The organism is Arenimonas sp., from assembly GCF_041919775.1.
Taxonomy (GTDB): domain Bacteria; phylum Pseudomonadota; class Gammaproteobacteria; order Xanthomonadales; family Xanthomonadaceae; genus Arenimonas.
On record NZ_JAYRTE010000005.1, the window covers coordinates 104,030 to 129,359 of the forward strand.

Consider the following 25,330-nt stretch of genomic DNA (forward strand, 5'->3'; position numbering starts at 1 on the left):
GCCGGCGCTCAGCCGCCGGCGGGCAGCCCCAGCAGCAGCGCCGCGCCGAGGCCGATGCGGTACCAGGCGAAGGGCGTGAAGCGGTGGGTGGCGATGTAGCCCAGCAGCCAGCGCACGGCGGCGAAGCCGGTGATCGTCGCGGCGACGAAGGCCACGCCCAGGCTGGCCCAGTCCTCGTTGCCGGCCTCGCCCTCGAGCACGGTTTCCATCAGCGCATAGCCGCTGGCGGCAAACATGGTGGGAATGCCCACCAGGAACACGAACTCCGCCGCCGCCGGCTTGCGGTTCAGGCCCAGCAGCATGGCCATGAAGATCGCCGCCGCCGAACGCGAGGTGCCCGGGAACACGCCGGCCAGCACCTGGGCCAGGCCCACCGCGACCACGATCGCCCAGGTCACCTGGCTGCTCGGCGGGCCGCGTTCGCCCAGGCGCTCGGCGACCAGCATCCAGACGCCGCCGATCACCAGCGCCCAGGCCACGGGAGTCACCGTTTCCGGCAGCTCCCAGCCCATCAGCCGCACCGGCAGGCCGACCACGGCCGTCACCGCGAAGGCGGCGAGGATCTTGAGCAGGTAGTCGCGCTCCTCCGGCTGCCGCCAGCCGGTAGCGAGGCTCCACAGCCGTTCGCGGTAGACCAGGGTGATCGCGAGGATCGCGCCGGCCTGGATGCAGATGTTGAACAGGTCAGAGCGCGCGCCCAGCCAGTGCTGGGCAATCAGCAGGTGGCCCGTGCTGGAAATCGGCAGGAATTCGGTCAGGCCCTCGATGATGCCAAGCAGCAGGGCGGTCAGCAGGTCGGTCACGTTGGTCCGGGGTAGGGTTCGAAGCCCGCAAGCATAACCGCCGTGCCGCCACCCCCCACCGGTAGGAGCGCCTTCAGGCGCGAATCTTTGCTTTGCCTGCGGCAAAGAAGGGATTCGCGCCTGAAGGCGCTCCTACAGAGTTTCGCTGCCTCGTTTTGGGGAAGTTGCCATCGAGGACGCACTTCTGTGGTGCAACCAATTTGCTGCTGCGGCGACAGAACCTTTTCGTATCAGTGACTTAGGTCAGGAATATTCTTGGCACGTGCCTTGCAGATACTCCAGCAGACCCAAACCCCGCCAGGAAACCCTCCCATGCCCTACAGCCACATCGAAAAGCTCATCAAGGACCACGACATCGAGTTCGTGGACCTGCGCTTCGTTGACCCGCGCGGCGTGCAGCACCACGTGACCTACCCGGCCTCGATCGTCGAGCCGGCGCTGTTCGAGGACGGCAAGATGTTCGACGGCAGCTCGATCGCCGGCTGGAAGGGCATCAACGAGTCCGACATGGTGCTGCTGCCGGACCCGGACACCGTGCAGATCGACCCGTTCACCGCCGACCCGACCCTGATCCTGGTCTGCGACGTGCTCGACCCGGCCACCATGCAGGGTTATTCGCGCTGCCCGCGCGGCGTCGCCAAGCGCGCCGAGGCCTACCTCAAGGCCAGCGGCATCGCCGACCAGGCCTTCTTCGGCCCCGAGCCCGAGTTCTTCATCTTCGACTCTGTGCGCTGGGCCAACGAGCAGGGCAACACCTTCTTCGAGATCGAATCCGAGGAAGCGCACTGGAACAGCAAGAAGAAGTACGAAGGCGGCAACACCGGCTACCGCCCGGGCCTGAAGGGAGGTTACTTCCCGGTGGCGCCGACCGACCAGCTGCACGACATCCGCGCCGAGATGTGCAAGCTGCTCACCGCCGCCGGCCAGGAGGTGGAAGTGCACCACCACGAAGTCGCCAACGCCGGCCAGTGCGAGATCGGCACCAAGTTCAATTCGCTGGTGAAGAAGGCCGACGAACTGCTGATGATGAAGTACATCATCAAGAACGTCGCCCACCGCAACGGCAAGACCGCCACCTTCATGCCCAAGCCGCTGGTCGGCGACAACGGCAGCGGCATGCACGTGCACCAGTCGCTGGCCAAGGGCGGCACCAACCTGTTCACCGGCGACGGCTACGGCGGCCTGAGCCAGATGGCGCTGTGGTACATCGGCGGCATCTTCAAGCACGCCCGCGCGATCAACGCCTTCACCAACGCCTCCACCAACAGCTACAAGCGCCTGGTGCCAGGCTTCGAAGCGCCGGTGATGCTGGCCTACTCCGCGCGCAACCGCTCGGCGTCCTGCCGCATCCCGTACGTGTCGAATCCGAAGGCGCGCCGCATCGAGATGCGCTTCCCGGACCCGGTGCAGTCGGGCTACCTCACCTTCACCGCGCTGATGATGGCCGGCCTGGACGGCATCAAGAACAAGATCGACCCGGGTGCGCCCAGCGACAAGGACCTGTACGACCTGCCGCCGGAAGAAGAGAAGAACATCCCGACCGTCTGCCACAGCCTCGACCAGGCGCTGGAAGCCCTGGACAAGGACCGCGAGTTCCTGAAGGTCGGCGGCGTGATGACCGACGACTTCATCGACGGCTACATCGCGCTGAAGATGCAGGAAGTGACCAAGTTCCGCGCGGCCACGCACCCGCTGGAATACCAGATGTACTACGGCATCTGAGTGCGGAACTCCCGGACCTCCCGCCTGAGCAGCCAGCGCAGCAGCCAACGCGCCGGGTGCCAGGCCGGGTAGGGCCGGTAGCCGCCTTCGAAGACGCGGCGCTCCGCCAGGGGCGCCGCGGGGGGCGGCACGCCGAGGAAAGCGCAGACGCGCCCGACGGTCGTCGTCGGGTCGTCTGCCAGTGACTGCTGGTGCAACACCAGCAGCTGGCTGGCCGGGAAATGCCGGCGCAGGCAGGCCAGCTGGGACGCGTAGTCGCCGCGCAGGCGATAACTGTGGCGGCGCAGCGGCGAGACTTCCGACCAGTCGTCGTGATGGCCGCGCAATCGCCAGGATTCAAACAGCATCGCCGGCAGCAGCGGCCAGGCGTCGGTGCCGCGCGCGCGCTCCATGCGGTAATGCGACAGCGCGCGCTCGACCGGATCACGCAGCAGGATGATCCAGCGCATGCCGGGGTTGTAGCGGGCAATGCGTTCCACGAGGCGTGGATGCAGGCAATAGATCGGTGTCGCGTCGCCGTGCAGGCGCGTGTCGTCGCCGGGCGGGAAGTGCGCCGCGTAGCGCTTGTCGACCTCGGCTGCAGCAGCGGCGTCGTCGAAGTCCGGCGCGTCGAAGACGTGCGCTTCCTTGTCCGCCGGCAGGCACAGCTGAGGGTGTTCGGCGAGGTAGGCGGCCAGCGCGCTGGTGCCGCACTTTTGTACGCCGCCGATCAGGAACTGTACGCGGGGCATCAGGCTGGCCCCGGTTCACAGAGACTTGTCGCGAGCGCGCGCACCTCGTCTTCGTCGTACAGCTCGCGCCAGCGCCCGGGACGTGACAGCAGGTGTTCGGCCATCCGCGCAATCGCCTCGCGCGGGTAGGCGGCATTGGTGTTGCGGTTGCCGAGCGGCGCGAGTTCCGGGACTGACAGGCCGGCACGTTCGAACAATTCACTGCCTGGGCTCCGCACCAGGGTTTCGTAGCGCACCAGGCGCTGTGTGCCGAGGTGGTCGAGGAAGCGGCCGGTGAACCAGTCCAGCACCAGGCGCTGGCGCTCGAAGAGCTCCGGTTCGGCGGCCAGCGCGGCGGCCAGCGCCGGGTCGAGGCGCTCGCCAGCAGGCACGTGGCCGCGCGACACCGGCAGCTCCAGCGAATTCCAGGACGCCAGCACCGCCAGCGGGTTGCGCACGACGCCCAGGCAGGGCGCTACTGCGGCCAGTTCGGGCAGCAGCGCGGTGAAGGCGGCGTTGTGCTTGATCGCCAGCGTGAAGCCGGCGTCCAGCGGCTTGTCGAAGGCGACCTCGCCGCGTTCGACGCGCCAGCTGCGGCGCGAGCCGACGATGTCGCCGGCCGGGTTGTCGGGCACCTGGCCCTGCGCGTGGTAGCTGATCGCGCGGCCGCGTTCGAGCAGGTCGCGGCGGGCGTCCTGCGCATGCGCCAGTACCGCCTCTACCGCGGCAGCGCGGTCTTCGGCCGGCAAGGCGAACACGTCCACCGGCTCGAACAGCGCCACCGTGTTCGGCGCCTGGTTGAGCAGGTGGCAGCACAGCGTCGTGCCCGAGCGCGGCAGCCCGGTGAGGATCAGCAGGCGTGGCGGCATGCGGCCCACTCCGTGTCCAGGCGGTCGAGCAGGGCGTGGAAGGCCGCGCGTTCGCGCGCCAGCGTGTAGCGGGCAGCGGTCGCGGGACCGGCGGCGGCCAGGGCGGAGCGCCGGCCGGCGTCGTCCAGGAGCAAGCGCACGGCCGTGGCGATGTCGCCGGCCTCGCGGGCGGGCACCAGGGCGTTGCCGCCGGCATCGAGGTATTCGCGGTTGCCGCCGGCGTCGGGCATCACCACGGCGGCGCCCAGGGCCATCGCCTCCAGGCCCGGCAGATAGAAACCCTCGCGCTCGTGCGGAAGCATGACGGCGATGTCGGCCTTGCCGAGCTGCGCCAGGAATTCTTCGCGCCGCAAGCCGGCCGGAAGCACCACCGGCGTCGCGGTGGTATCGGACAGCGCCGCGGCAACCCCGGCCGCCAGCGCCGGCGCCTTGCCGGCGGCGATGACGACGCGCACGGGTGACGCCGCATCGGCAGGGCGCGCGGGCAAGGCCGGCAGGTCCAGCGCCGCGGGAATCACATGCACCGGCCCGTTCACTTCACCGGTGGCGAGGATCGCGTCGGCGACGGCCTGGCTGACGCAGATACGCAGGGCAGGCCGGCGCAGGAACGGGCGCCGGGCATCGTGGGCATCGGCGTGGCGCAGGTGCTGGACGAGGTTGATGACGGGGCGCCCTGGCCGGTCATCCGGCACCGCTTCCCAGTCGAGGCCTGCGAGGAACAGCACGTCGGCCGCGTCCGGATCCCACGCTGCCGCGCGGCGAAGGTCGCCGGTGGCCCAGGGATTGCCGTCGGAAACCGAGTCGGCCGTCAGCCAGGTCTCGGCTTCGAAGCCGGGATGTGCATCCACATGGCCCACGTAATCCCGCACCTTGCCGTGTCCGCCCGAGTAGCCGTGGAAGCGGCGGTGGAACCGCACCCGCCTCATGGTTCGCCAAGGACCTGCATGTCCATCGGCAGCGGAAACAGCCCGGTGAAGCGCTCACGGCTGTCATCGACCACCTCGAACGACACCGCGCCTTCCTCGCGCGCCAGGATGGTGGTGCGGTCGAGCGCCGGCGCGTCGGCCAGGCGCATGCGCACGCGGTAGATGCCCTTCTGCAGCTGCGCGTCGAGCCGCACTCGCAGCAGGTGTTCGCCCGCCCCGGGCAGCGCGAAGCGCCGGCCGCTGACCTGCAGGCCCTTGCTGTCCATCAGGTCGAATATCAGCACGGGCGCCGTGATGCCCGGCTCCAGCGCCAGCCGCAGCTCGAGCTGCAGCGTCTCGCCGTAGCGCACGTTCGCGTGGGCATGGCCGTCCGGCGCGAAGCTGGCGGAGAGGATGCGCGCCTGGTCGCTGCCGTAACCGTGGCTGGAACGGCGCATGCCCGCGGCGGTGTCGGCCGGCAGCGCCTGCTTGTGGATGCGGTAGAGGTATTCGGTGCTCACGTCCTCGGGCGTGCCTTCCATCACCACCCGGCCCTTTTCCAGCAGCAGGGCGCGGCGACAGAAGGCGCGCGCCGCGTTGATGTCGTGGCCGACGAAAAGCAGGGTGGTGCCGCGGCCCAGGATCTCGTCGACCTTGGCCATGGCCTTGGCCTGGAACTGCGCATCGCCGACGGCCAGGGCCTCGTCGACGATCAGCACGTCGGGGTCCACGTGCACCTGCACCGAGAAGGCCAGGCGCAGGGCCATGCCGGAGCTGTAGGTTTTCACCGGGCGGTCGATGTATTCGCCGATGTCGGCGAAGCCGATGATCGCGTCCATCAGCGTCTCCAGCCGCGCCGGCGGGATGCCCAGGATGGCCGCGTTGATCTGGATGTTCTCGCGCCCGGTCATTTCCGGGTTGAAGCCCGAGCCAAGCTCGAGCAAGGCGGCGACGCGGCCGTGCACCTGTACGCTGCCGGCGGTCGGGGTCAGCACGCCGGCGACGATCTGCAGCAGGGTGCTTTTGCCGCTGCCATTGAGCCCGATGACCGCCAGCGAGTCGCCGGGCATCAGTTCGAAGCCGACGTCGTGCAGCGCGGTGAAGCGCGGCATGCGGCGCTGGGCGGCGGCGTCCAGGCGCCGGGCGAGGCCGGGCAGCAGGCGCTGCAGGGCCGCGGCCGTGCGCGCGGCCAGTGGCGCCATCAGCCGGGCACCGGGGCTGGTCCAGAGGGTGTAGGTCTTGCCAAGGCCCTCGACGCGGATCGCGGGGAGCGGGCTGGCCGGGGCGGCGGAGGGCTTCATCGCGCGCATTGTCGCAAACCCGTGCGCCGCCTGCGCTGGCGCGGGCACAAAAAAACGGGCGGCCCGAAGGCCGCCCGTCAGTTACTCAGAATCGAAGCCGAAGTATTAGTTCGGGTCCGAACCCTCGTAGGTCGACAGCGTGCCGAGGAACGGAGTCTTGTTCTGCTCGTCATTGGTGTCGTAGTCCGTCAGGTTGGTGACGGTGCCATCGGTGTTGTTGCGGTTCAGGCTCTGGACGCGCATGCCGGCGAACTCACCGGTCACCAGGAAGCGCCACTTGCCCGCGCCGTCACCCAGCGCACCGGTCAGGCCGGCGCCGCCGGCTTCGATGACGTCCGAGTTGATCTGACGCGAAACGCCAGCGCCCAGGTTGAAGGTCACGTTCGGAGCCTTCACGCCAGCGTCGTCCCAGGCTTCGATGGTGACCTGACCCGCGGTGGAGCTCGGGTTGGTGACACGCAGGAAGGACTGGGCGGTCGCGTTGGCGCCCGGGTTGAAGGTGGCAACCTTCACGACCGAACCGTTGTAGACCAGCGGCAGCAGGTCGCAGGCCGGGGCGGTGAAGCTGGTGGTGCCACGGGTGTGACGGGTCACGACCGACACGCCGCTGGCGTCGATGACCTGGGTGTTGCCCGGGGCCACTTCGAAGCACAGCGAGACGTCAAAGCCAGCGGCCGAGAAGTTCGCACCCAGGTCGGCGCCGGTGTAGTTGAACACCACTTCGGTGCGGGCCAGGTTCGGCACGCCGGTGACGAGCGCGGTGGCGCAGGTCGGGTCGGTGGCCAGGAACACGCGGTTGCCGCTGTCGAAGGCCGAGAACAGGCCGGTGACGGTGGTGCGGAAGCTGTCGGTGGCCAGGTACTGGAACGAACCGAAGCCGGCGGCGACGGCGGCGGTCACGGAGCCCGCGTTGAAGATGCCGTTGTCCGACAGGCCGATTTCGCCGGTGCTGGAGAAGTAGGTCTTCGAGGCCTGGGTGTCGGTCACGCCGACGTCGATGGTCTCGTTCGGCTCGGCGGCGGTGGTCTCGTCGCAGCCAAGGACCAGCGGGTTACCCGAACGCAGGACCGGGGTGCTGACCGCGCCCATGCCGAAGATCTCGTTACCGGACACCGGGTCACGGAAGGTCGAGGTGGCGGTGATCTCGCGACCGGCAACCGTCAGGTACGGGGCCAGGTTGGTCAGCTCGAAGCCGTCGCCGGAAGCCGGAACGACAGTGGCGGCGGCGTCAATGCGCAGCAGCTCGCCTTCGACCAGACCCGGGACCGGGACGGTGGACGGCGGGTTGATCGACAGCACGGCGTAGCTTTCGCCCGCGCCGCCGGCAGCCAGCGTGGCGGTCCAGCCACCCGGGGCGCCCGGGCCCATGGTGATGTCGGTATCGGCATTGACGAGCGGATCCGAGGTGCCGGTGAAGCCGGCAGCGAATTCGGCGCCGTTGCTCAGCTCGATGCGGATGCTGAAGCCGGTGGTGCGGCCGAGGATGGTGTCATCGCCCAGGGTGATGATCAGCGGCTCGTTGACGCCGACGACGGTGGTGGGGCCGGCGATGTCAGCGGTGGCGACGAGGACGGGGGTATCCGGGGCACCGGTGGTGTCCAGATCGTAGGCGGCAGCAGTGCCCGCGGCGCCCAGGGCGGCGACCAGGGCAAGCGCCAGGGTCTTCTTGTTGAGGGTCGACATGTCGAATTTAACTCCAATTGGTAAATAGGGTCGTAGCTTAGACCGGTTGCTCCGCAATGCCCGGTACCAGTGGTTTGCGCTGGCGACCGGCTGTTCCAAGGAGGGACCTGCAAAGACGCTAGCGTCCCCCCCCAGGACGTCAAGCCACGCAGGGAAAATAGACCAACGCTGCAGGGCGGTCAATAGCTTACAGACAATAGCTTTCCGCGGTCTGAGGCCTTGTCACGATGTGATCCGGCTCACATTTTTCACCCTTTCCGGACCGGGCTGGCCGGCTCCCTGAACAGCGCCTCCGCCGGGCAACGAGGCCCGCTCACCTGTCCCGGAACCTCCGCTTTGGCGGTAAGATGCTGAATCCACTTGGTTAATGCCTCCGATGACCGCCGCCGCCCCTGCCCTCGTCAGCGCTTACACCCATCGGTCGCTGATCAGGCGCCTGGTCGGCCGCGAGCTGGCCACCCGCTACCGCGGGGCCGCGCTGGGCCAGGCCTGGCCGCTGGTTTCGCCACTTCTGATGCTGGCGGTCTTCACCCTGGTCTTCGGTGCGGTGTTCCAGTCGCGCTGGCCCAACCAGGCCGACGACGGCCTGCTGTCGTTCGCGCTGGTGCTGTTCGCGGGGCTGCTGGCGCACGCCTTCATGAGCGAAATGCTGTCGACGGCGCCGGGCACGATCCTCGAGAACCCCAACTACGTAAAGAAGGTGGTGTTCCCGCTCGAGACCCTGGCCTGGGTGCGGCTGGGCGTGGCCGGCCTGCATGCGGGCGTGGGCTACCTGCTGCTGCTGGTCGTCAATGCGCTGATGGGTTCGGGATTGCACCTGGCCGCGCTTGCGCTGCCGGTGATCATGCTGCCCTTCGCGCTGCTGCTGCTGGGCCTGCACTGGTGGCTGTCCGCGATCGGCGTGTACCTGCGCGACCTGGGCCAGCTGGTGTCGCCGGCGCTGACGGCGCTGATGTTCCTCAGCCCGGTCTTTTATCCGCGGTCGCAGGCGCCGGCGCCCTTGGATGCGTGGATCGCCTGGAACCCGCTGACCATCCCGATCGAACAGGTCCGCGCGGCGCTCTTCGCCGGCCAGTGGCCCGATCCGCTGCAGTGGGGCCTGTATCTTGCGGCCGCGCTGCTGGTCTTCGCCTCGGGCCTGCTAGTGTTCCAGAAATTGCGCAAGGGATTCGCCGATGTCGTCTGAAAGCCACGCCCTGCCGGCCCGTATCGGCGAACTGCTCGTGCACGAAGGCCTGGTCTCCGCCGGCGATCTGGACAAGGCGCTGGCGCTGCAGCCGCGGGTGAAGGGCCGCCTGGGCAACGTGCTGGTGCGCACCGGCGCGCTGTCCGAGGACAACCTGCTGGAAGTACTTGGCCGCCAGCTCGGCCTGCCGGTCGCCGGCGCCGGGCTCGAGCTGCCGTCTGAAGACGAGGTGCGCGGTTTCATGGCCACCACCCGGGTCGGCCTGGACTGGGCGCTCGACCGCCAGGTCGCGCTGTGGGAGTCGTCAGGAACCGTCTACGTGGCCTCGCGCGATCCGCTGTCGCCCGAACTCGCCGACGCCCTGCGCTTCATCGTGCCCGGCCGCGTGCCCTCGCCCTGCCTGGTGCGCAGCCAGGACCTCGAGCGCCTGCTCGACGGCCTGGCCCGCCTGCAGGCCGACAGCCGCGAGAACGAATCCGGCGACGTGCGCCAGCTGCGCGAACTGGCCGAGGAAGCGCCCACCGTCGAACTGGTCAACAACCTGCTGGCCCAGGCCGTCGAGCAGCGCGCCTCCGACATCCACGTCGAACCCGAGGAGCGCACCTTCGCGGTGCGGTTTCGCATCGACGGCGTGCTGCAGAGCCGCCTGAGCCTGCCGCGCGACCGTTTCAACGCGGTCGCCTCGCGCATGAAGCTGATCTCGGGCATGGACATCGCCGAGCGCCGGCTGCCGCAGGACGGCCGCCTGTCGGCGCGCGTCGGTGGCCAGGAAATGGACATCCGCGTCTCCGCCCTGCCCGGCGTGCACGGCGAATCGCTGGTGCTGCGCCTGCTGCCCAAGGAGCGCCGTGAACTCGGCCTGGAAATGCTTGGCTTCCAGTCCGACCACCTGGCGATGATGGAAGCCTGGACCGCCGAGGCCAACGGCATCGTGCTGGTCACCGGCCCCACCGGCTCGGGCAAGTCCACCACGCTTTATTCGGCGCTGGCAGCCAGCAACGACGGCAAGAAGAAGATCATCACCGTCGAGGATCCGGTCGAGTTCCAGCTGCCGGCCGTCACCCAGATCCAGACCCATGCGGAAATCGGCCTCACCTTCGCCCGCGCGCTGCGCTCGATCCTGCGCCAGGACCCGGACGTGATCATGATCGGCGAAATCCGCGACCTGGAAACCGCCGAAATCGCCGTGCAGGCCGCGCTCACCGGCCACCTGGTGCTGTCCACGCTGCATACCAACGACGCGGTCAGTGCGTTCACGCGCCTGGTGGACATGGGCCTGGAACCCTTCCTCGTGGCCACGCCGCTCAAGGGCGTGCAGGCCCAGCGCCTGGTGCGCAAGCTGTGCACGCAGTGCGCCCGGCCCGCCGCCGCGCCCGTGCCCGAACTGGCGCAGCCGGCGCAGGCCTGGGCGCAGCGCCTGGCGCTCGACCCGCAGCCGCAGTGGCGCGAACCGGTCGGCTGCCCGCACTGCCAGGGCACCGGCTACCGCGGCCGCATCGGCATCTACGAATTCGTCGACGTGGACGAAACCCTGCAGAAGCTCATCTCCAGCGGCGCCGGCGTGCAGGACATGCGCGAACACGCCCGCGCGCGCGGCGCCCGCTTCCTGCGCGAGGACGGGCTGGTGAAGGCCTGGCAGGGCATCACCTCGGTGGACGAGGTCATGCGCGTGACCAGCACCTGATCCCATGCAGCGCTTCGACTACAAGGTATTGGCCGCCGACGGCAGCGTGCTGTCCGGGCAGCTGCGCGCCGGCAGCGAACGCGAGGCCGCGCGCCAGCTTGAACGCAAGGGCCTGGCCCCGCTGGAAATCGTCCGCCACGCCGGCACGCCGGGCGTGCAGCGGGCCGGCGGCCGCCTGCGCCGCGAGGAGCTGATCCTGGCCTTCCATCAGCTGGCGACGATGCTGCGCGCCGGCGTCACCCTCGGCGAGGCCGTCGAAGCGCAGGCCGGCGCCGGCGGGCACCCGCGCCTGGCCGCGGCCTTCGCCGGCATCGCCACCCAGCTGCGCCGCGGCGAAGCCTTCCACGATGCGCTGGCCGCCGCCGGCCTGCCGCTGCCCGACTACGTGCTGCAGCTGGCGCGCGCCGGCGAACTCACCGGCCGCGTCGGCGAAGCGCTGGCCGACGGCGTGCGCCAGATGGAATACGAACACGGCCTGGCCACAGAGATGCGCAACGCGCTGATCTATCCGGCCGTGCTGGTATTCGCGGGCGCCGCCGCGGTGGTGCTGATGTTCGCTTTCGTCGTGCCGCGTTTTTCGTCGCTGCTCGACAAGGCCGACCAGCTGCCGCTGCTGGCCTGGGCGGTGCTGTCGGGCGGCACCTTCGCCAATGAACACTGGCCCTGGCTGCTGGTGCTTGCGCTGGCCGCCGGTGCCGCGGCCTGGCGCCTGCAGTCGCAGCCGCGTTTGCGCGCGCGCGTCGTCGAGCGCGCGGCCAGCCTGCCGGTGCTCGGCCCCTGGCTGCAGGACGCCGAAACCGGGCGCTGGGCGAAGGTCATGGCCACGCTGCTGGGCAATCGCGTGCCGCTGGCGCAGGCGCTGGAGCTGGCGACCGACGGCACCTCGCTGCCCGATCGTCGCCGCCGCCTGGCCCAGGTCACCCGCGCCGTGCGCGGCGGCCAGTCGCTGGCCGACGCACTGGAAGACCAGGACGCGCTCAGCCCCACCGGCTACAACCTCGTGAGGGTGGGCGAACGCTCCGGCGAACTGCCGGCCATGCTGGCTTCATTGGCGCGGCTGTACGATGAGGCCGGTCGTACGCGCATGAAGCGCGTGCTCATCCTGGTCGAACCCATCGCGATCCTCGTCATCGGCGGCGTCATCGGCACCATCATCCTGGGCGTGATCCTGGCCATCACCAGCGCCAACGACCTCGCTTTCTGAATAAATAAAGAGTACGGATCCACCATGAAACAGCGCGCTTCCGGCTTCACCCTCCTCGAGATGATCGTCGTGCTCGTGATCATCGGCCTGATCATGGGCCTGGTCGGCCCGCGGCTGTTCAGCCAGGCGGACAAGGCCAAGGTGCAGACCGCGGAAACCCAGGTGCGCATGCTCAAGGGCGCGCTGGAAACCATGCGCCTGGACATCGGCCGTTTCCCGACCGAACAGGAAGGCCTGCAGGCCCTGGTGACCAAGCCGGCCGACGAGCGCGTCGCCCCGCGCTGGGAAGGCCCCTACCTCGACGACGGCGTGCCTGCCGATCCCTGGGGCAATCCCTACCGCTACGCGCCGGTGGCCAGCGACACCCAGCCGATCACGCTTTATTCCACCGGTGCCAACGGCGAAAACGGCGGCGAAGGCTACGACGCGGACGTGGGCTACCTGCCCAAGCCCTGACCATGCGCCGGCCCGCCCGGGGGTTCACGCTGCTCGAGTTGCTGGTCGTGCTGGTGCTGCTGGGCGCGCTGGCGGCGCTGGTGGCGCCGGCGACCGTGCGCGGCATCGACGCCTGGCGGCTGCGCGTGGCCGCGCAATCGCTGGAACAGCAGGTCGCTCGGCTGCCGCTGCAGGCGCGCGCGGCCGGCGTCACCCTCACCCTGGGTGGCGAACTGGCCTGGCCGGACGCGGTGCCCGCGATCGAACTCGAAGACGCCCGCGTGCAGTGGCTGGCGCCGCTGGTGGTGCGCAGCAATGGCTTTTGCGAAGCCGGCGCGCTGCGCCTGCTGCATGACGAAGCCCGGCGCGATTACGACGTGCTGTCGCCCGATTGCCGCCTGCGCCGTCGCGACGAGACCGAAGAAGCCGCGGACGGGGCGCCATGAGCCGGCGCGGCGCCGCGGGTTTCACCCTGCTCGAAGCCATCGTCGCGATGGTGGTGTTCGCGATGGGCGCGCTGGCGCTTTACCAGTGGCAGGCGACCAGCCTGTCGGCGCTGTCGCGGGTGGACGTGCAGGCGCGCCGGCTGGACGTGGCGCATGACGCGCTGGAGGCCCTGCGCAGCGTCAACCCGATGGCCGAGCCCGAGGGCGAACGCGCCCTGGGCGACTACACGCTGTACTGGCAGGCCAACCCGGTGGAGCCCCGTCGCACCGGGCTGAGCCAGGCCGGATACCCCAGCCTGTTCGACGTCGGCCTGTACACCGTCGATGCCTGGGTGGTCGCCGGCGGCACCGAGCTCACCCGCTTCCAGGTGCGCCAGGTCGGCTGGGAACAGGTGCGCATCGCGAGGGACGACGAGTGAATCGCCGGCGCGGTTTCACCCTGGTAGAGATGCTGGTCGTGCTGATGCTGGTCGGCCTGCTCGTGGCGCTGGTGTTCGACGCGCTGGCGGTGTTCCGGATGGCCAACGAACGCGTGGCGGACCGCTCCTTCACGGTGCGCCAGGCGACGCTGGTGCACCACTGGTTCAACGAAAGCGTGGCCGGGCTGCGGGTGGTGGTGCCGGCACCGGAGCCAGGACGGGCCGACGCGCCGGCCTTCGAAGGCACGGCCACCGGCTTTCGCGGCACCAGCCTGCTGCCGCTGCGCGGAGGCGCCGGCGTCGCGGCCGAGGTCGCCTGGCAGCTCGACGCCGGCGCCGGTGAACTCACCTATCGCCAGTCCGGCAGCCCGGACGTCACCTTTCCCGCGCCCGAAGGCATGTCGGGTTTCGTGTATTTCGACGGCGTTGATGAATGGCACGAACAGTGGCCGCCGCGGCTGGGCGTGGCAGCGACGCTGCCCGCCGAAATCGCCTGGGTGCGCGAAACCGCCGGTGGCCGCCGGCTGAGCCCGGTCGCGGTGATCGGTCCGCGCGACGCCATCTACCATCCCTTCGAGCCGGAGCGCGACTGATGCGCCGCGACAAGGGCTTCGTGCTGCTGCTGGTGCTGGCGACGCTGGTCGTGCTGTCGCTGCTGGCGGCCGCGATCGCCGCGAATGTCGAACGCGCGGTCGCCGACCAGGCGCGGGCCAACGCCGATTTCCAGGCCCGCCTCGAAACCGAGTCCACGCGTGCCACGCTGCTCTACCTCGCCACCAGCCGCCGCCACACCTTCGGTGGCCAGACCATCGACGACGCCGTCGTGCGTTCCGACGGATCCGTCGCCGACTGGCAGCCCGGCAGCGACGTGCCGTCCTACACGCCGCTGGGCAATGAAGTGCGCTTGGACGGCAGCGTCTACCAGGGGCTGGGCAACGCCCGGTTCGCGCTGCAGGACGAGCGCGGCAAGATCAGCATCAATTTTTCCGACCGGCGCATGCTCGAGCGCTGGCTCGAAGGCCGCGACGTGGAACCGCAGCAGCGGCAGGCGCTGCTGGCGACCCTGCTCGACTACCAGGACCCGGACGAGTTCACGCGCCTGGGCGGTGCCGAGGCGCCGGACTATCTTGAGGCAGGCTTGCCGCCGCCGCCCAACCGAACCCTGCTGACGCCGGTCGAACTGCGCCGGGTGATGGGCTGGGGGCCGGTGCTGGCGGGGGTTTCCGATGCCGAGCTGGTGGCGGCGTTCACGGTGTCGCGCACGGCGCTGGTGAACATCAACACGGCCGACGCCGGTGTGCTGGCATCGATGCCGGGCTGGAACGCCGACATCGCCGAACGCATCATCCAGTCGCGCGCTTCCGGACCCCTGCCCGACACCGTGACGCTGCGCCGGCTGGTCGCGGTGATGCCCGCGGATGCGGATTCGGTGATCCTCTACCCGGGCGACACCTTCACCCTGACGACGTGGTCCAGCCTCGGCGGCGCGGCCCTGCACGAGCAGTGGCAGCTGACCCCGATGGAAGAGGGTGGACGGCCTTGGCGTACACTCTACCGACTTTGGATGCCCCGACCCGAGCCTCTTGATGCAGACATGGCGAGACCGACTGGCGCGCCGGTTTTCGGCGACGCAGGTACTTCGGACCGTTGACCGGGCCGAGGTGCTCAGCGCTGGCGGCGCGGCCCAGGCCTGGGTCATCGCGCGCTCGCTGTGTGCCTATGCCCGCATCGATTGCGCCGCGGTGCCGCGCCGGGAACGGCCCTCGTTCCTGGCGCTGGCGATCCGCCGCTGGGCGCCGTTTCCCGATGCCGTGCACCACGTCAGCTGGTCGGGCGAACAGGCCATGGTCTGGGCCTGGCCGGCGTCGGCCCTGGTCGACCCGGCCGATGCCGAGGTGCGCCCGGACATCGTGCGCAGCACGCCCGAAAGCATCTATCTCGGCCAGCCCGCGCCCGCCGGCGCCGGCCTGCAGGCCTGCGTGGAAGGCTTCGAAGGCCGGGCCTGGCGCGAGGGCGTGCTGCATGCCTCGATGTGGTGGCCGGAACTGCCCGCCCTGCCGGAGTGGAACCGTTTCCTGCGCGGCGCCGGCCTGCCGGTCCAGGACGTCGTGCCGGCCCCGTACGCCGTGCCGCGCCAGGCCACGCCCTGGGTCAGCCATCGCGGCCCGGGCCTGGGCGAACTGGGCCGCCGCCACGGCCGGCGCCTGGCCGTGGCCGGCGTCGCCGCGGCGGCTTTCCTGGTCGCCTGGCAGCTGGGCGCGCTGCTGCCGCTGGCCTGGCGCGAATTCGCCCTGCAGCGTGAACTCGCCACGCTGGAACCCTCGCTCGGCCCGATCATCGCCGCCCGCGAGTCGGCCGAACAGGACCTGGCGCGCATCGAAAGCCTGCTGGCGCTGCGCCCCGCGCGCAGCCAGACCGACCTGATGGCCAATGTCGCCCAGGCCGCGCCGCCCGGCGCCCAGCGCATCACGCGCTGGCAGTACGACGCCGGCGACGGCCTGCAGGTGATGCTGGACCTGCAGCAGCCCGACCCGCAGGCCCTGGTCGCGGCCTACGAGGCCTCGCCCCTGCTCGAGTCGGTCACGGTCGAACCCGGCGACGGCCCCCAGCGCCTGCGGCTCCGGGCCCGCATCGCAGCGCCGGAGGCGATGCCGTGACGGAATCGACCGCGTCACGCCTGGCCGCGGAATGGCGCGGCAACCCGCGCCTGCGCCTGGGCGCCTGGCTGATCCTGGGCATCGTGCTCCTGTATGGCTACCTGGTGCTGGTGGACACGCGTGCCGCCTGGCGCGCCAGCCTGGCCCAGGAGGTCGAGCGCGTCGCCAAGGTGCGCTCGCTGGTCGGCCAGGAGATCTGGCTCGAGCGCGCCGAAACCGCAGCGGCCGCCCGCCGGGCCCTGGAGCAGGAAATCCCCGCCGCGCGCACCCCGGGCCTGGCCCAGGCAGCGGCGCAGGCGCGCCTGCGCGAACTCACGACGCCGCTGGGCACCGGCATCACGCTCGACGTCGCCGGCGCCAGCCCGATGCCCGGCCGCGACGGCTGGGTCCAGGTGCCGGCAACGGTGTCCGCGCCCACCGTGCCCCTGCAGCGCGCCCTGCAGTGGGTGCAGGCGGTCGAATCGCAGCCGCAGCTGATCGTGTTCGACAGCCTGATGCTGGACAACCGCGACCCCGCCCGCCTGTCGGCGACGCTGCGGGCCTTTTATCGAATCGAAGCGGAGCCCGACGCCGATGGCACTCCCTGACTGGCTCCGCCAATCGACCTGGCCGGCCGCGGGCGCGGCGCTGGCCGGGCTGGTCCTGGGTGCGCTGGTCGCCGACGGCGTGGCCGACAGCGGCGAGGGCGTGGCCGACGTCTGGACCGAACCCGGCGCCGGCCTGCTCGGCCGCGTGGACGAGGGCTCGGCGGCCACCGTGGCGGCCTCGCCGCTGTGGCGGGGCGCCGCGGCGGCCACGCCCGAAGCCCGGGCCGCGACGCAGTGGAAGCTGCTGGGCATCGTCGACGGCAACCCGCCGATGGCCCTGGTCTCCACCGCCGGTGCCAACAGCGTGGCCAGGCTCGGCCTGGGCGAGGCCCTGCCCGACGGCCGCCGCATCGCCGACTTCCAGGACGCCGCCGTCGTGGTCGCCGACGACAGCGGCTGCCGCACGACCTACAAGCTCTACCAGGGCGCTTCCGACCGTCCGGAGACATCATGCGATACTGCCGCGCCCGCTTCCGACCCAGCCGATTGACCATCATGCAGCGTTCCCTTCCCGCCACCTTCCTGCTTGTTTTCCTCGCCGGCTGCGCGACCCAGCCGCGCCTGCAGGTGCCGGGATCCCTGGACGTCGCCCAGGCCGGGACCGAGCGCACGGCCGAAGAGGTGGTGCTGTCGGGGAACGAGGCCGCGCCCGGCGGGCTTCGCCGCGTCGCGACCCCGGTGCTGCCGCCCGCGGGCAGCACCATGGCCGGCGGCAATGTGTCCGGCGCCTTGCCGCCGCTGGGCGGCGACGCCGTGTCGGCGAGCCTGGAAGGCCTGCCGCTGCCCTCGTTCATCAACGAGGTCTACGGCAACCTGCTGGGCCTGAACTTCCAGGTCGATCCCTCGCTGGCGCGCCGCAGCGACCTGGTGACGCTGCGCCTGCCGACGCCGCAGTCGCCGCGCGAACTCTATGAAGTGGCCGGCCAGGTGCTGCGCGCCTACGGCGTCGCGGTGCGCTGGGACGGCGCCGTGCTGCAGGTGCTGCCGGCCGACAATCCCAATGCGGTCGAGCCGCCGCTGATCCTCAGCGGTCGCGCGCTGCCGGACGTGCCGGTGTCGCACCGGCCGGTGTTCCAGCTGGTCGAGATGCGCTCGGTGCGCGGCAGCAGCGTGTCGCGCTGGCTGCGCACGGCCTTCCCGCAGCAGGAAGACCTGAAGGTCGAGGACGACATGCTGCGCAACGCCGTCGTGCTTTACGGCAAGCCGGCCGTCGTGCGCCAGGCCGTCGCGGCCATCCAGGTGCTCGACCAGCCCTTCATGCGCGGCCGCCAGAGCACGCGCCTGGAACCGTCCTTCGTCAGCGCGGACGAACTGGCCCGCCGCCTGGTCGACGTCCTGCTGGCCGAAGGTTACGCGGCGGCGACCCAGCTCGGCGAAGGCATCGGCACGCTGGTGCTGCCGGTGTCGAGCGCCAACATGGTGCTGGTGTTCACGCCCGACCCGGCCCTGCTCAACCACGTGGTGGCCTGGGCGCGCACGATCGACCAGCCCAATGCCAATTCCCAGGGCGACGGCCTGTACTACTACCAGGTGCGCAACACCGCGGCGACCGGCCTGTACAGCACGCTGCAGGGCATGCTGCGCGGCGGCGGCGCGGAAGCATCCGCAGACCCGACCGCGCCGGCCCCCGCGGCCGCGCCCGCGAGCGGTGTTGGCGCCGCGATGTCCTTCTCCGGCGGCCGCGTGGCCGTGGACGAACCGCGCAACGCCATCATCTTCCAGGGCGCTTCGTCCGACTGGATGCGCCTGTCCGGCCTGATCGAGAAGATGGACCGCGCGGCGCGCCAGGTGATGGTGGAAGTCACCATCGCCGAAGTCACGCTGGACGAGGGCGAGACCTTCGGCAGCGCCTGGTTCGCCAAGACCAATTCGGGACGGCCCAACGGCCGCCTGAACTTCGGCCAGCTGCCGGGCAACAGCACCGGCGGCGACGACGACACGGGCTCGCTTGCGTCCAGCGGCCTGACCTACCTGCTCGACATCGCCGGCGAAAACCGCCTCGCGCTCAATGCCTTCGCCGAGGACCAGCGCGTCAGCATCCTGTCGACGCCGCGCCTGCTGGTGATGAGCGGCGAGGAAGCCAGCATCGACGTCGGCACCGAGGTCCCGACGATCACCCTGCAGACCACGTCCGACCAGCAGACCGACGGCAACACCGCGCTGCTGCAGGGCATCCAGTACCGCAAGACCGGCATCCTGCTGACCATCAAGCCGACGGTCTATTCCGACGACCGGGTCGACCTGGAAGTCAGCCAGGAAGTCAGCGAGGCGCTGCCGGTCGGCGACGGCGCGGGCATTTCCTCCCCGTCGATCTTCAACCGCAAGGTCGAAACCAGCCTGAGCCTGCGCGACGGCAGCTCGGTGCTGCTGGGCGGCCTGATGTCGCAGCGCGACACCAACGGCGATTCGGGCGTGCCCTTCCTCAAGGACGTGCCGGTGCTGGGCTACCTGTTCAAGAACCAGACCCGTGCGCGCAACAAGACCGAGCTGGTGCTGATCATCCGCCCGTACATCGTCGAGGGCGACGAGAAAGCGCAGGCGGTGTCGGATGCCATCAGCGGCCTGCTGGAATACATCGACCTGCCGCCCGCCGATGCGACCGCGCTGCCCGTACTCGAGCCGCGCGACGACTGAACCTCGCGGGGCCACGAGGAAGCGAACCGGTGATGCGATCGTTCAAGCCCCTGTTCCTCGTCGTGCTCGGCCTGCTGGTCGCCTACGTGCTGCTGGTGCAGGTGCTGCGCTGGGTCGCCTTCGGTGACGAGGAACGCGCGGCGCTGGCGGTGATGGAAGTCGCGCCGGCCCCGCCGGCGGGCGAGTCCGGCTTCAAGTACCTGGCCTACCCCGACCAGGCGGTGCCCGAGGGCGAGCTGGACGCGGCGCTTGCGGCGGATATCGAGGCCTTCCAGCGCTGGCACGCCACCGCCGACGAGCGCTTCGCGGGCACGGGGGACGTCGCCGTGAAGCACCCCGTCTTGCCCAGTTCAACCCGCTACCCGACCCGCGCCGCCGTCGCGCCACACGATGCGGAATGTGGTTTGGGCGGCGATTGCATCGCAAAGCTGCGGGGCCACGAAGAAGAAGTGCGCGCCTGGCTCGACGCGGACGCGGAGCGCCTGGCCCTGGCCGAAAAAGCCCTGGCCGCCGAACATTTCCTCAACCCCTATCCGCTGGACGTCGCGACGCCGCTGGCGAACTTCCGCCTGCTGCGCCTGCCGCTCAACCACATCGCGCTGCAGGCCCTGGAGGGCGACGTCGCCGGTGCGCTGCCGCGTGCCTGCACGCTGCTGGCCGACAGCCGCCGGCACCTGCGCAACGACGCCATGCTGATCGAGAAGATCGTCACGGCGGCGCTGGCCGAAGGCGCGGGCAAGCTGGTTGCCGACCTGCGGGCACTCGATCCGGCCCTGCCGTTGCCCGGCGAGTGCACGGCCGCCCTGCGGCCAGTGCAGGTCGCCGATTACCAGGTCTGCGGCGCGCTGCGCACCGAGTACGCCATGGTGGCCGAACTCTCGCGCCAGACCCATGCCGCGATGGACGGCTGGCGCCTGCCGATGCGCTGGGTGCTTTACAGCGACAAGCTCCAGCGCGGGTGGATCGCCAGCCATTTCGCGCCGCTGTGCACCGCCGAGGGCCAGGCCGCGATCGCACGCGGCGAGATCCCCGCGCCGAAGGTGAAGGACTTCGACCGCGCTTCCGTGGACTTCTGGGCAGCCCCGATCAGCAACATCCTCGCCTCGGTGGCGTCACCTGCCTACGGCGACTACCAGCGGCGCCTGCTAAACCATGCCGACGCGCTGCGCGGGCACCTGGCGAGCATCGAGGCCACCCAGGCCGTGCCGGAGCCGCAGCCCGGGTCCTGAGCCCGGCGCCATACGCGACCAGCGCTGGCTCCACTATGCTGGCGGCCATGTCGCCCGCCTCGCCCCCGTCGCTGGACCAGCTGGCCACGCCCCTGGCTTGGCTGGGTGCGGGTGGCCACCTGCTTGGCTGCAACCCGGCCTTCGCCAGCTGGCTGGGCGTCAGCGCACGACGCCTGCACGGCCTGTCGCTGGCTGAACTCGATGCGGAAGGCGGCCGCCTCGCCGAACTGCTGCCGCGCTTGCCCGACACCGGCGGCGCGCTGCGCGTACGCCGCGCCCGCCTGGCCAGCCCGGGTGGCAGCGAACGTTTCGCCGACCTGTGGCTGGCGCGCGGCGAAGACGGCGGCCTGTGGCTTGAAGCCCATCCGGCCGACGAATTCCCCGGCGAAGATCCCGCCACAGCCCTGCCCGCCGCACTGTCGGCGGCACTCAAAGGCCTGGCCCACGAGATCCGCAATCCGCTGGCCGGCATGAAGGGCGCCGCGCAATTGCTGGCGCGCCGCGTCGATGGCGAAGAATCCACCGAGCTCGTGCAATTGATCAGCGCCGAGGTTGATCGCCTCGCCGCGCTTGTCGATCGCCTGATGAACCCGGCGCCGCCGCGCGAGTTCGAACCGACCAACATCCACGCCGTGCTCGAACGCGTGCGCCAGCTCGCCGAGGTCGAAGCCGGCTGGGCGGTGAAACTGGTGCGCGACTTCGACCCGTCCTTGCCCGAATTCCCCGGCGACGCCGACCGCCTGGTGCAGGCGCTGTGGAACCTGGTGCGCAACGCGCTCGAGTCCGGCGCGTCCAACGTCTGGCTGCGCACCCGCGCCGAACACCACGTGCTGATCGGCGACACCGGCCACCGCCTCGCGCTGCGCGTGGAAATCGCCGACGACGGCCGCGGCGTCCCCGACGACCTGGCCGAACGCATCTTCCTTCCGCTGGTCAGCGGCCGCGCCGAAGGCACCGGCCTGGGCCTGCCACTGGCGCAGCAGGTCGCGCGCGAACACGGCGGCTCGCTGGGTTACCGCTCGCGGCCGGGGCATACGGTGTTCACGCTGCTGCTGCCGGTGCCCGCGGTGGAGGCGGAAGTCGAGGACGAAGCCGGCTGAGTTCAGCCCTCGAAGCGGAACAGGTGGTGTTCCAGGTCGCGGACCCAGGTGACGTGCTGTTGGCGCACGACCAGCCACCAGGTCAGTGTCGGGCCAATGGGTTGGTTCGATGCAAACGCCCGCGGCGTGAGCAGGGCGACGCAGCCGCCGCGATCCGGGTCGCGGACCGATTCAAAGCGGATCGCACCGACATCGGCGGCGCGAGCGACCCGTGCGAGTGCCTGGGTGTCCCGGTAATCGTCGGGTGAAGTCCATCGGCGGGCGTCTTTCTGGAAGTAGCCTTCGCGCAGGTCGATCGCCGTGGTGTCGGCGGCGACCTGGAACGCGGTCTGCGCCATTGGCGCCAACTGCTCCAGGCGCGGCGAGTCGCGAAGGAAGCGCCAGCGCCAATAGCCGAGTTCGGCGCAGGCGGTTCTTAGGTGGTCGCCGCCGTAGAAGACCCCTGGTTCGCCCGGACCGCGGAAGCGCGAGCCGCCCGGCAGCGGCGGATAGCGGAAGGGCGTGGCAAGCAGGTAGTGCAGCGATGACGTGTCCGGCGGCAAGGGCGGCTTGCTCGATTCGAGCAGCAACTCAAGCACCTTTTGCTCTTGCGGCCCGTCCACGAGTTTCATCGTGGACGCGACATGCTGCGCTTCCACGACGCGCCAGGCCTGGCCGCGCCAGGGCCGGGCCTCAGACGCGAGCGCGATGGGCGTCCAGGTAGTCGGTGACATGCACGAGGCCGCGTGGGGAAAGAATCAGGTCACGTGGCCGGCCGTTGAGGCCCAGGTTTTCACCGTCCAGCCAGACACGGGCGGCTTCGGCGCTACCCACGATTGAGTCCAGCGAGCGGAAAAGGCGGACCAGCAGCAGGGCCAGTTCGCCCGCCTTTGCTTCCGGGTCGAGCCGGTACTGGCCCTGGTAAAGCCGGGTCACCGACGCCTGGCTCAGGCCGAGGATGCGACCCAGGGTGATTTTCGCCAGGCCGAGTTGGTCGGCGGCGCGCATGACGGCTTTGGCCAGTACTTCGGCTGGATCGGGGAGCCTGGAGTTGCTGACGGGCTGGCGCATGGCTGATCCTCCCTCAAGCAAGGTTACGCCTCCGAAATTGCACCTGCAATAGTCGGACGACTCGGTCTTGGATCCGTCTTTGCACTATGCTGGTGCAATCCTTCGACCCCCCTTTGCTGCCATGCCGACCCCCGCCCATCTCTGGGTCATCGACGACGACCGCACCGTGCGCTTCGTGCTGGTGCAGGCCCTGCGCGACGCCGGACACAAGGTATCGGCCTTCGAGGGCGCGCGCGAGGCCCTGGCGGCGCTAGCCGACGGCGAGCGGCCCGACCTGGTGTTCACCGACGTGCGCATGCCGGGGCTGGATGGCCTGTCCTTCCTCGACCAGCTCAAGGCGAAGCAGCCTGATCTGCCGGTGGTGGTGATGTCGGCCTACACCGACATCGCCAGCACCGCCGGCGCCTTCCGCGGCGGCGCCCACGAGTTCCTGTCCAAACCCTTCGACCTCGACGAGGCGGTGGCGCTGGTCGAACGCGCGCTGCCGGCGACGAATGCCGCGCCCATGGCCGAAGAACCCAGCGCCACCGGCGACGAACTGATCGGCGACACCCCCGCCATGCGCGAACTGTTCCGCGCCATCGGCCGGCTGGCGCAGGCGCCGCTGTCGGTGCTGATCACCGGCGAAACCGGCACCGGCAAGGAGCTGGTGGCGCGCGCGCTGCATCGCGAATCACCGCGCGCGCTTGGCCCCTACCTGGCGCTCAACACTGCGGCCATTCCGGCCGAACTGCTGGAAAGCGAGCTGTTCGGCCACGAGGCCGGCGCGTTCACCGGCGCCAGCAAGCGCCACGTCGGCCGCTTCGAACAGGCCCACGGCGGCACGCTGTTCCTCGATGAAATCGGCGACATGCCGGCCAACCTGCAGACGCGGCTGCTGCGCGTGCTCGCCGAAGGCGAGTTCTACCGCGTCGGCGGCCGCGAACTGATCAAGGTGGACGTGCGCGTCATCGCGGCCACCCACCAGGACCTGGAAGCGAAGGTGCGCGATGGCGGATTCCGGGCCGACCTGCTGCACCGCCTCGACGTCGTGCGCCTGCGCCTGCCGCCGCTGCGCGAGCGCAAGGCCGACGTGCCGGCGCTGGCCGCGCGTTTCCTGGCGCAAGCGGCCGAAGAGCTGGACGCGCCGGCGAAACGTTTCGATGCCGCGGCGCTGGAGCGCCTGCTCAAACACGACTGGCCCGGCAACGTGCGCGAACTGGAAAACCTGTGCTGGCGCCTGGCCGTGCTGGCGCCCGGCGACACCATCACGCCGCGCGATCTCGCCAAGGCGATGGCGCGCGACGAAGCCCCGGGGCCGCCGGCCTGGCAGCAGTCGCTGGCCTCTGAGGTGCGCATGCGCCTGGACCGCGGCGAATCCGGCCTGCACGCGCCGCTGCGCGAGGCCTTCGACCAGGTCCTGCTGGAAACCGCGCTCGAACACACCGGCGGCCACCGCCAGAACGCCGCCGAAGTGCTGGGCCTGGGCCGCAATACCGTCACACGCAAATTGGGCGCACGGCCGCGTCGCGGCGGTCGCCAGCGATCGTCTTGACCCGGTCTTAATCCGCCGCCCGTCACCCTTCCTGCCTTGTTCGTACGCAAAGGAGTCGCCATGAAAACGATGACCACCGTGCTTGCCGCCGCCCTGGCGCTTGCCCTGGCCGGCTGCGCCGCCGAACCGGAACCCGCGGCGCCGACGCCCGCACCGACCGCTGCGCAGGACACGCCGGCGGCCACCGACGACGCCTCCGCGGCGGCCGGCGGCATCGCCCTGGCCGCGCAGGCCCGCGTGGTCCTGGCCGAAGTCCAGGGCAGCGGCGTCACCGGCGAACTCACCTTCGACCCCGACGGCGACGCGCTGCGGCTGCACGGCGAAGTGCGCGGCCTCGCCCCCGGCAGCGTGCACGGCTTCCACGTGCATGAAACCGGCGACTGCAGCGCCCCGGACGCGACCAGCGCCGGCGGCCACTTCAATCCCGGCCAGATGCAGCACGGCGACCGCCAGTCCGAAGGCCCGCACCACGCCGGCGACATGCCGAACCTCACCGCCGGCGACGACGGCGTCGGTCGCGTGGACATCCGCCTGCAGGGCCTGCAGATCGACGGCGATGCCGATCGCGACGTGGTCGGCCGCGCGGTGATCGTGCACGCCCAGGCCGACGACTACGCCACCCAGCCCACCGGCAACGCCGGCGCCCGCATCGCCTGCGGCGTGGTCGAGCTGGTGCAGCCGGCGCCCGACTACCAGGGCCCGGCCTCGTGACCGACGGCGCCTGGCATATCCGCGCGGCGGGCGACGGCGACGTCGCCCGCCTGCGCGACTGGGCCGTCGCCATGGCCCTGGAAACCGAACACAAGGCGCTCGATCCCGGCACCGTCGAGGCCGGCATCCGCGCCGTTCTGGCGCAGCCGCGTCGCGGTGCCTATTTCGTGGCCGAAACCGGCGGCGAACCGGCCGGCACGCTGATGCTCACCTACGAGTGGAGCGACTGGCGCAACGGCGACTGGTGGTGGATCCAGAGCGTCTACGTGGATCCGGCCTTCCGCCGCCGCGGCTGCTACGCCGCGCTGTACAAACACGTGTACGAGCGTGCGAAGGCCACGCCGGACGTCTGCGGCCTGCGCCTGTACGTCGAGCGCGACAACCAGGTCGCGCAGAAAACCTACGAAGGCCTGGGCATGGCCGACGCCGGCTACCGGATGTACGAGGCGCCGACCCGCTGA

General features: G+C 70.4%; 26 protein-coding genes. 18 read left to right on the plus strand and 8 right to left on the minus strand.

The genetic code is table 11. The features are described from left to right. Positions 1-8 precede the first annotated feature (8 nt). Positions 9-803: an undecaprenyl-diphosphate phosphatase gene (locus tag ACE3TE_RS05040; protein ID WP_374602770.1), complete on the minus strand. Its 795-nt coding sequence runs from the start codon at positions 801-803 to the stop codon at positions 9-11. A 312-nt stretch (positions 804-1,115) separates the two neighbouring features. Between ACE3TE_RS05040 and glnA the strand changes: the two genes are divergently transcribed. Next, entirely contained in the window at positions 1,116-2,525 is a 1,410-nt protein-coding gene (glnA, locus tag ACE3TE_RS05045) for a type I glutamate--ammonia ligase (protein ID WP_374602772.1), read from the plus strand. On the opposite strand, the gene ACE3TE_RS05050 is transcribed toward glnA, so the two are convergent. The 5 genes from ACE3TE_RS05050 to ACE3TE_RS05070 form a co-directional block, all read right to left on the minus strand. Next, positions 2,513-3,256 (minus strand): sulfotransferase, encoded by a 744-nt coding sequence (locus tag ACE3TE_RS05050; protein ID WP_374602774.1) that lies wholly within the window; start codon positions 3,254-3,256, stop codon positions 2,513-2,515. The genes glnA and ACE3TE_RS05050 overlap by 13 nt on opposite strands. After that, complete coding sequence (locus tag ACE3TE_RS05055) at positions 3,256-4,104, minus strand: hypothetical protein (RefSeq protein WP_374602776.1); 849 nt, start codon at positions 4,102-4,104, stop codon at positions 3,256-3,258. The genes ACE3TE_RS05050 and ACE3TE_RS05055 overlap by 1 nt, the downstream gene beginning before the upstream one ends. After that, the gene (locus ACE3TE_RS05060) at positions 4,086-5,030 is read right to left on the minus strand and encodes a glycosyltransferase (protein WP_374602778.1); all 945 of its coding nucleotides are present in this window, start codon (positions 5,028-5,030) and stop codon (positions 4,086-4,088) included. Before ACE3TE_RS05060 ends, ACE3TE_RS05055 begins: the two co-directional genes overlap by 19 nt. After that, complete coding sequence (locus ACE3TE_RS05065; RefSeq protein ID WP_374602780.1) at positions 5,027-6,310, minus strand: ABC transporter ATP-binding protein; 1,284 nt, start codon at positions 6,308-6,310, stop codon at positions 5,027-5,029. The genes ACE3TE_RS05060 and ACE3TE_RS05065 overlap by 4 nt, the downstream gene beginning before the upstream one ends. 105 nt (positions 6,311-6,415) lie before the next feature. Then, the gene (locus ACE3TE_RS05070; protein ID WP_374602781.1) at positions 6,416-7,993 is read right to left on the minus strand and encodes a hypothetical protein; all 1,578 of its coding nucleotides are present in this window, start codon (positions 7,991-7,993) and stop codon (positions 6,416-6,418) included. A 367-nt stretch (positions 7,994-8,360) separates the two neighbouring features. Between ACE3TE_RS05070 and ACE3TE_RS05075 the strand changes: the two genes are divergently transcribed. From ACE3TE_RS05075 to ACE3TE_RS05140, 14 genes are read left to right on the plus strand one after another with little or no spacing between them, the layout of a single operon-like run. Continuing rightward, the gene (locus tag ACE3TE_RS05075; RefSeq protein WP_374602783.1) at positions 8,361-9,179 is read left to right on the plus strand and encodes an ABC transporter permease; all 819 of its coding nucleotides are present in this window, start codon (positions 8,361-8,363) and stop codon (positions 9,177-9,179) included. Beyond that, a complete protein-coding gene (locus tag ACE3TE_RS05080; protein WP_374602785.1) occupies positions 9,169-10,863 on the plus strand; it encodes a GspE/PulE family protein in 1,695 nt (564 codons plus the stop codon). Before ACE3TE_RS05075 ends, ACE3TE_RS05080 begins: the two co-directional genes overlap by 11 nt. A gap of 4 nt (positions 10,864-10,867) precedes the next feature. Further along, entirely contained in the window at positions 10,868-12,067 is a 1,200-nt protein-coding gene (locus tag ACE3TE_RS05085; protein ID WP_374602787.1) for a type II secretion system F family protein, read from the plus strand. 24 nt (positions 12,068-12,091) lie between these two features. Continuing rightward, positions 12,092-12,523, plus strand: a complete 432-nt coding sequence (gspG, locus tag ACE3TE_RS05090) for a type II secretion system major pseudopilin GspG (RefSeq protein WP_374602788.1) — start codon at positions 12,092-12,094, stop codon at positions 12,521-12,523. 2 nt (positions 12,524-12,525) lie between these two features. Further along, positions 12,526-12,948, plus strand: a complete 423-nt coding sequence (locus ACE3TE_RS05095; RefSeq protein ID WP_374602790.1) for a prepilin-type N-terminal cleavage/methylation domain-containing protein — start codon at positions 12,526-12,528, stop codon at positions 12,946-12,948. Continuing rightward, positions 12,945-13,367 (plus strand): prepilin-type N-terminal cleavage/methylation domain-containing protein, encoded by a 423-nt coding sequence (locus ACE3TE_RS05100; protein WP_374602792.1) that lies wholly within the window; start codon positions 12,945-12,947, stop codon positions 13,365-13,367. Before ACE3TE_RS05095 ends, ACE3TE_RS05100 begins: the two co-directional genes overlap by 4 nt. Further along, entirely contained in the window at positions 13,364-13,960 is a 597-nt protein-coding gene (locus ACE3TE_RS05105) for a prepilin-type N-terminal cleavage/methylation domain-containing protein (RefSeq protein ID WP_374602794.1), read from the plus strand. Before ACE3TE_RS05100 ends, ACE3TE_RS05105 begins: the two co-directional genes overlap by 4 nt. Next, a complete protein-coding gene (locus ACE3TE_RS05110; RefSeq protein WP_374602796.1) occupies positions 13,960-15,018 on the plus strand; it encodes a general secretion pathway protein GspK in 1,059 nt (352 codons plus the stop codon). The genes ACE3TE_RS05105 and ACE3TE_RS05110 overlap by 1 nt, the downstream gene beginning before the upstream one ends. Beyond that, on the plus strand, positions 14,954-16,024 hold the full coding sequence (locus tag ACE3TE_RS05115; protein WP_374602798.1) for a hypothetical protein: 1,071 nt from the start codon (positions 14,954-14,956) through the stop codon (positions 16,022-16,024). The genes ACE3TE_RS05110 and ACE3TE_RS05115 overlap by 65 nt, the downstream gene beginning before the upstream one ends. Next, entirely contained in the window at positions 16,021-16,611 is a 591-nt protein-coding gene (locus ACE3TE_RS05120; RefSeq protein ID WP_374602800.1) for a hypothetical protein, read from the plus strand. The genes ACE3TE_RS05115 and ACE3TE_RS05120 overlap by 4 nt, the downstream gene beginning before the upstream one ends. Beyond that, the gene (locus ACE3TE_RS05125) at positions 16,598-17,101 is read left to right on the plus strand and encodes a hypothetical protein (RefSeq protein WP_374602801.1); all 504 of its coding nucleotides are present in this window, start codon (positions 16,598-16,600) and stop codon (positions 17,099-17,101) included. Before ACE3TE_RS05120 ends, ACE3TE_RS05125 begins: the two co-directional genes overlap by 14 nt. A gap of 5 nt (positions 17,102-17,106) precedes the next feature. Next, on the plus strand, positions 17,107-19,245 hold the full coding sequence (locus ACE3TE_RS05130) for a secretin N-terminal domain-containing protein (protein WP_374602803.1): 2,139 nt from the start codon (positions 17,107-17,109) through the stop codon (positions 19,243-19,245). Between the two features lie 32 nt (positions 19,246-19,277). Next, the gene (locus ACE3TE_RS05135; RefSeq protein ID WP_374602805.1) at positions 19,278-20,474 is read left to right on the plus strand and encodes a hypothetical protein; all 1,197 of its coding nucleotides are present in this window, start codon (positions 19,278-19,280) and stop codon (positions 20,472-20,474) included. Between the two features lie 47 nt (positions 20,475-20,521). After that, positions 20,522-21,574, plus strand: coding sequence for a nitrogen regulation protein NR(II) (locus ACE3TE_RS05140; RefSeq protein WP_374602807.1), 1,053 nt, complete (start codon positions 20,522-20,524; stop codon positions 21,572-21,574). Between the two features lie 2 nt (positions 21,575-21,576). Here the strand turns inward: ACE3TE_RS05140 and ACE3TE_RS05145 are convergent, their stop codons facing one another. Both ACE3TE_RS05145 and ACE3TE_RS05150 read right to left on the minus strand, forming a co-directional pair. Next, positions 21,577-22,287, minus strand: a complete 711-nt coding sequence (locus ACE3TE_RS05145; RefSeq protein ID WP_374602809.1) for an RES family NAD+ phosphorylase — start codon at positions 22,285-22,287, stop codon at positions 21,577-21,579. Next, positions 22,247-22,624, minus strand: coding sequence for an antitoxin Xre/MbcA/ParS toxin-binding domain-containing protein (locus ACE3TE_RS05150; RefSeq protein ID WP_374602810.1), 378 nt, complete (start codon positions 22,622-22,624; stop codon positions 22,247-22,249). Before ACE3TE_RS05150 ends, ACE3TE_RS05145 begins: the two co-directional genes overlap by 41 nt. 121 nt (positions 22,625-22,745) lie before the next feature. On the opposite strand from ACE3TE_RS05150, the gene ntrC reads away from it, so the two are divergent. The 3 genes from ntrC to ACE3TE_RS05165 are packed head-to-tail and all read left to right on the plus strand — an operon-like array spanning position 22,746 to position 25,330. Then, a complete protein-coding gene (ntrC, locus tag ACE3TE_RS05155; protein ID WP_374602812.1) occupies positions 22,746-24,158 on the plus strand; it encodes a nitrogen regulation protein NR(I) in 1,413 nt (470 codons plus the stop codon). Positions 24,159-24,218: 60 nt separating this feature from the next. After that, entirely contained in the window at positions 24,219-24,869 is a 651-nt protein-coding gene (locus ACE3TE_RS05160; protein WP_374602814.1) for a superoxide dismutase family protein, read from the plus strand. Further along, positions 24,866-25,330: an N-acetyltransferase family protein gene (locus ACE3TE_RS05165; RefSeq protein ID WP_374602816.1), complete on the plus strand. Its 465-nt coding sequence runs from the start codon at positions 24,866-24,868 to the stop codon at positions 25,328-25,330. The genes ACE3TE_RS05160 and ACE3TE_RS05165 overlap by 4 nt, the downstream gene beginning before the upstream one ends.

Coding starts and splice junctions, on each gene's coding strand:
- ACE3TE_RS05080 (WP_374602785.1), top strand. CDS start 9,169: ATGTCGTCTGAAAGCCACGCCCTGCCGGCCCGTATCGGCGAACTGCTC.
- ACE3TE_RS05115 (WP_374602798.1), top strand. CDS start 14,954: ATGCAGACATGGCGAGACCGACTGGCGCGCCGGTTTTCGGCGACGCAG.
- ACE3TE_RS05125 (WP_374602801.1), top strand. CDS start 16,598: ATGGCACTCCCTGACTGGCTCCGCCAATCGACCTGGCCGGCCGCGGGC.
- ACE3TE_RS05135 (WP_374602805.1), top strand. CDS start 19,278: ATGCGATCGTTCAAGCCCCTGTTCCTCGTCGTGCTCGGCCTGCTGGTC.
- ACE3TE_RS05145 (WP_374602809.1), bottom strand. CDS start 22,287: ATGTCACCGACTACCTGGACGCCCATCGCGCTCGCGTCTGAGGCCCGG.
- ACE3TE_RS05150 (WP_374602810.1), bottom strand. CDS start 22,624: ATGCGCCAGCCCGTCAGCAACTCCAGGCTCCCCGATCCAGCCGAAGTA.
- ACE3TE_RS05070 (WP_374602781.1), bottom strand. CDS start 7,993: ATGTCGACCCTCAACAAGAAGACCCTGGCGCTTGCCCTGGTCGCCGCC.
- ACE3TE_RS05050 (WP_374602774.1), bottom strand. CDS start 3,256: ATGCCCCGCGTACAGTTCCTGATCGGCGGCGTACAAAAGTGCGGCACC.
- ACE3TE_RS05060 (WP_374602778.1), bottom strand. CDS start 5,030: ATGAGGCGGGTGCGGTTCCACCGCCGCTTCCACGGCTACTCGGGCGGA.
- ACE3TE_RS05095 (WP_374602790.1), top strand. CDS start 12,526: ATGCGCCGGCCCGCCCGGGGGTTCACGCTGCTCGAGTTGCTGGTCGTG.
- ACE3TE_RS05130 (WP_374602803.1), top strand. CDS start 17,107: ATGCAGCGTTCCCTTCCCGCCACCTTCCTGCTTGTTTTCCTCGCCGGC.
- ACE3TE_RS05055 (WP_374602776.1), bottom strand. CDS start 4,104: ATGCCGCCACGCCTGCTGATCCTCACCGGGCTGCCGCGCTCGGGCACG.
- ntrC (WP_374602812.1), top strand. CDS start 22,746: ATGCCGACCCCCGCCCATCTCTGGGTCATCGACGACGACCGCACCGTG.
- ACE3TE_RS05160 (WP_374602814.1), top strand. CDS start 24,219: ATGAAAACGATGACCACCGTGCTTGCCGCCGCCCTGGCGCTTGCCCTG.
- ACE3TE_RS05140 (WP_374602807.1), top strand. CDS start 20,522: ATGTCGCCCGCCTCGCCCCCGTCGCTGGACCAGCTGGCCACGCCCCTG.
- ACE3TE_RS05085 (WP_374602787.1), top strand. CDS start 10,868: ATGCAGCGCTTCGACTACAAGGTATTGGCCGCCGACGGCAGCGTGCTG.
- gspG (WP_374602788.1), top strand. CDS start 12,092: ATGAAACAGCGCGCTTCCGGCTTCACCCTCCTCGAGATGATCGTCGTG.
- ACE3TE_RS05075 (WP_374602783.1), top strand. CDS start 8,361: ATGCCTCCGATGACCGCCGCCGCCCCTGCCCTCGTCAGCGCTTACACC.
- ACE3TE_RS05100 (WP_374602792.1), top strand. CDS start 12,945: ATGAGCCGGCGCGGCGCCGCGGGTTTCACCCTGCTCGAAGCCATCGTC.
- ACE3TE_RS05065 (WP_374602780.1), bottom strand. CDS start 6,310: ATGAAGCCCTCCGCCGCCCCGGCCAGCCCGCTCCCCGCGATCCGCGTC.
- glnA (WP_374602772.1), top strand. CDS start 1,116: ATGCCCTACAGCCACATCGAAAAGCTCATCAAGGACCACGACATCGAG.
- ACE3TE_RS05110 (WP_374602796.1), top strand. CDS start 13,960: ATGCGCCGCGACAAGGGCTTCGTGCTGCTGCTGGTGCTGGCGACGCTG.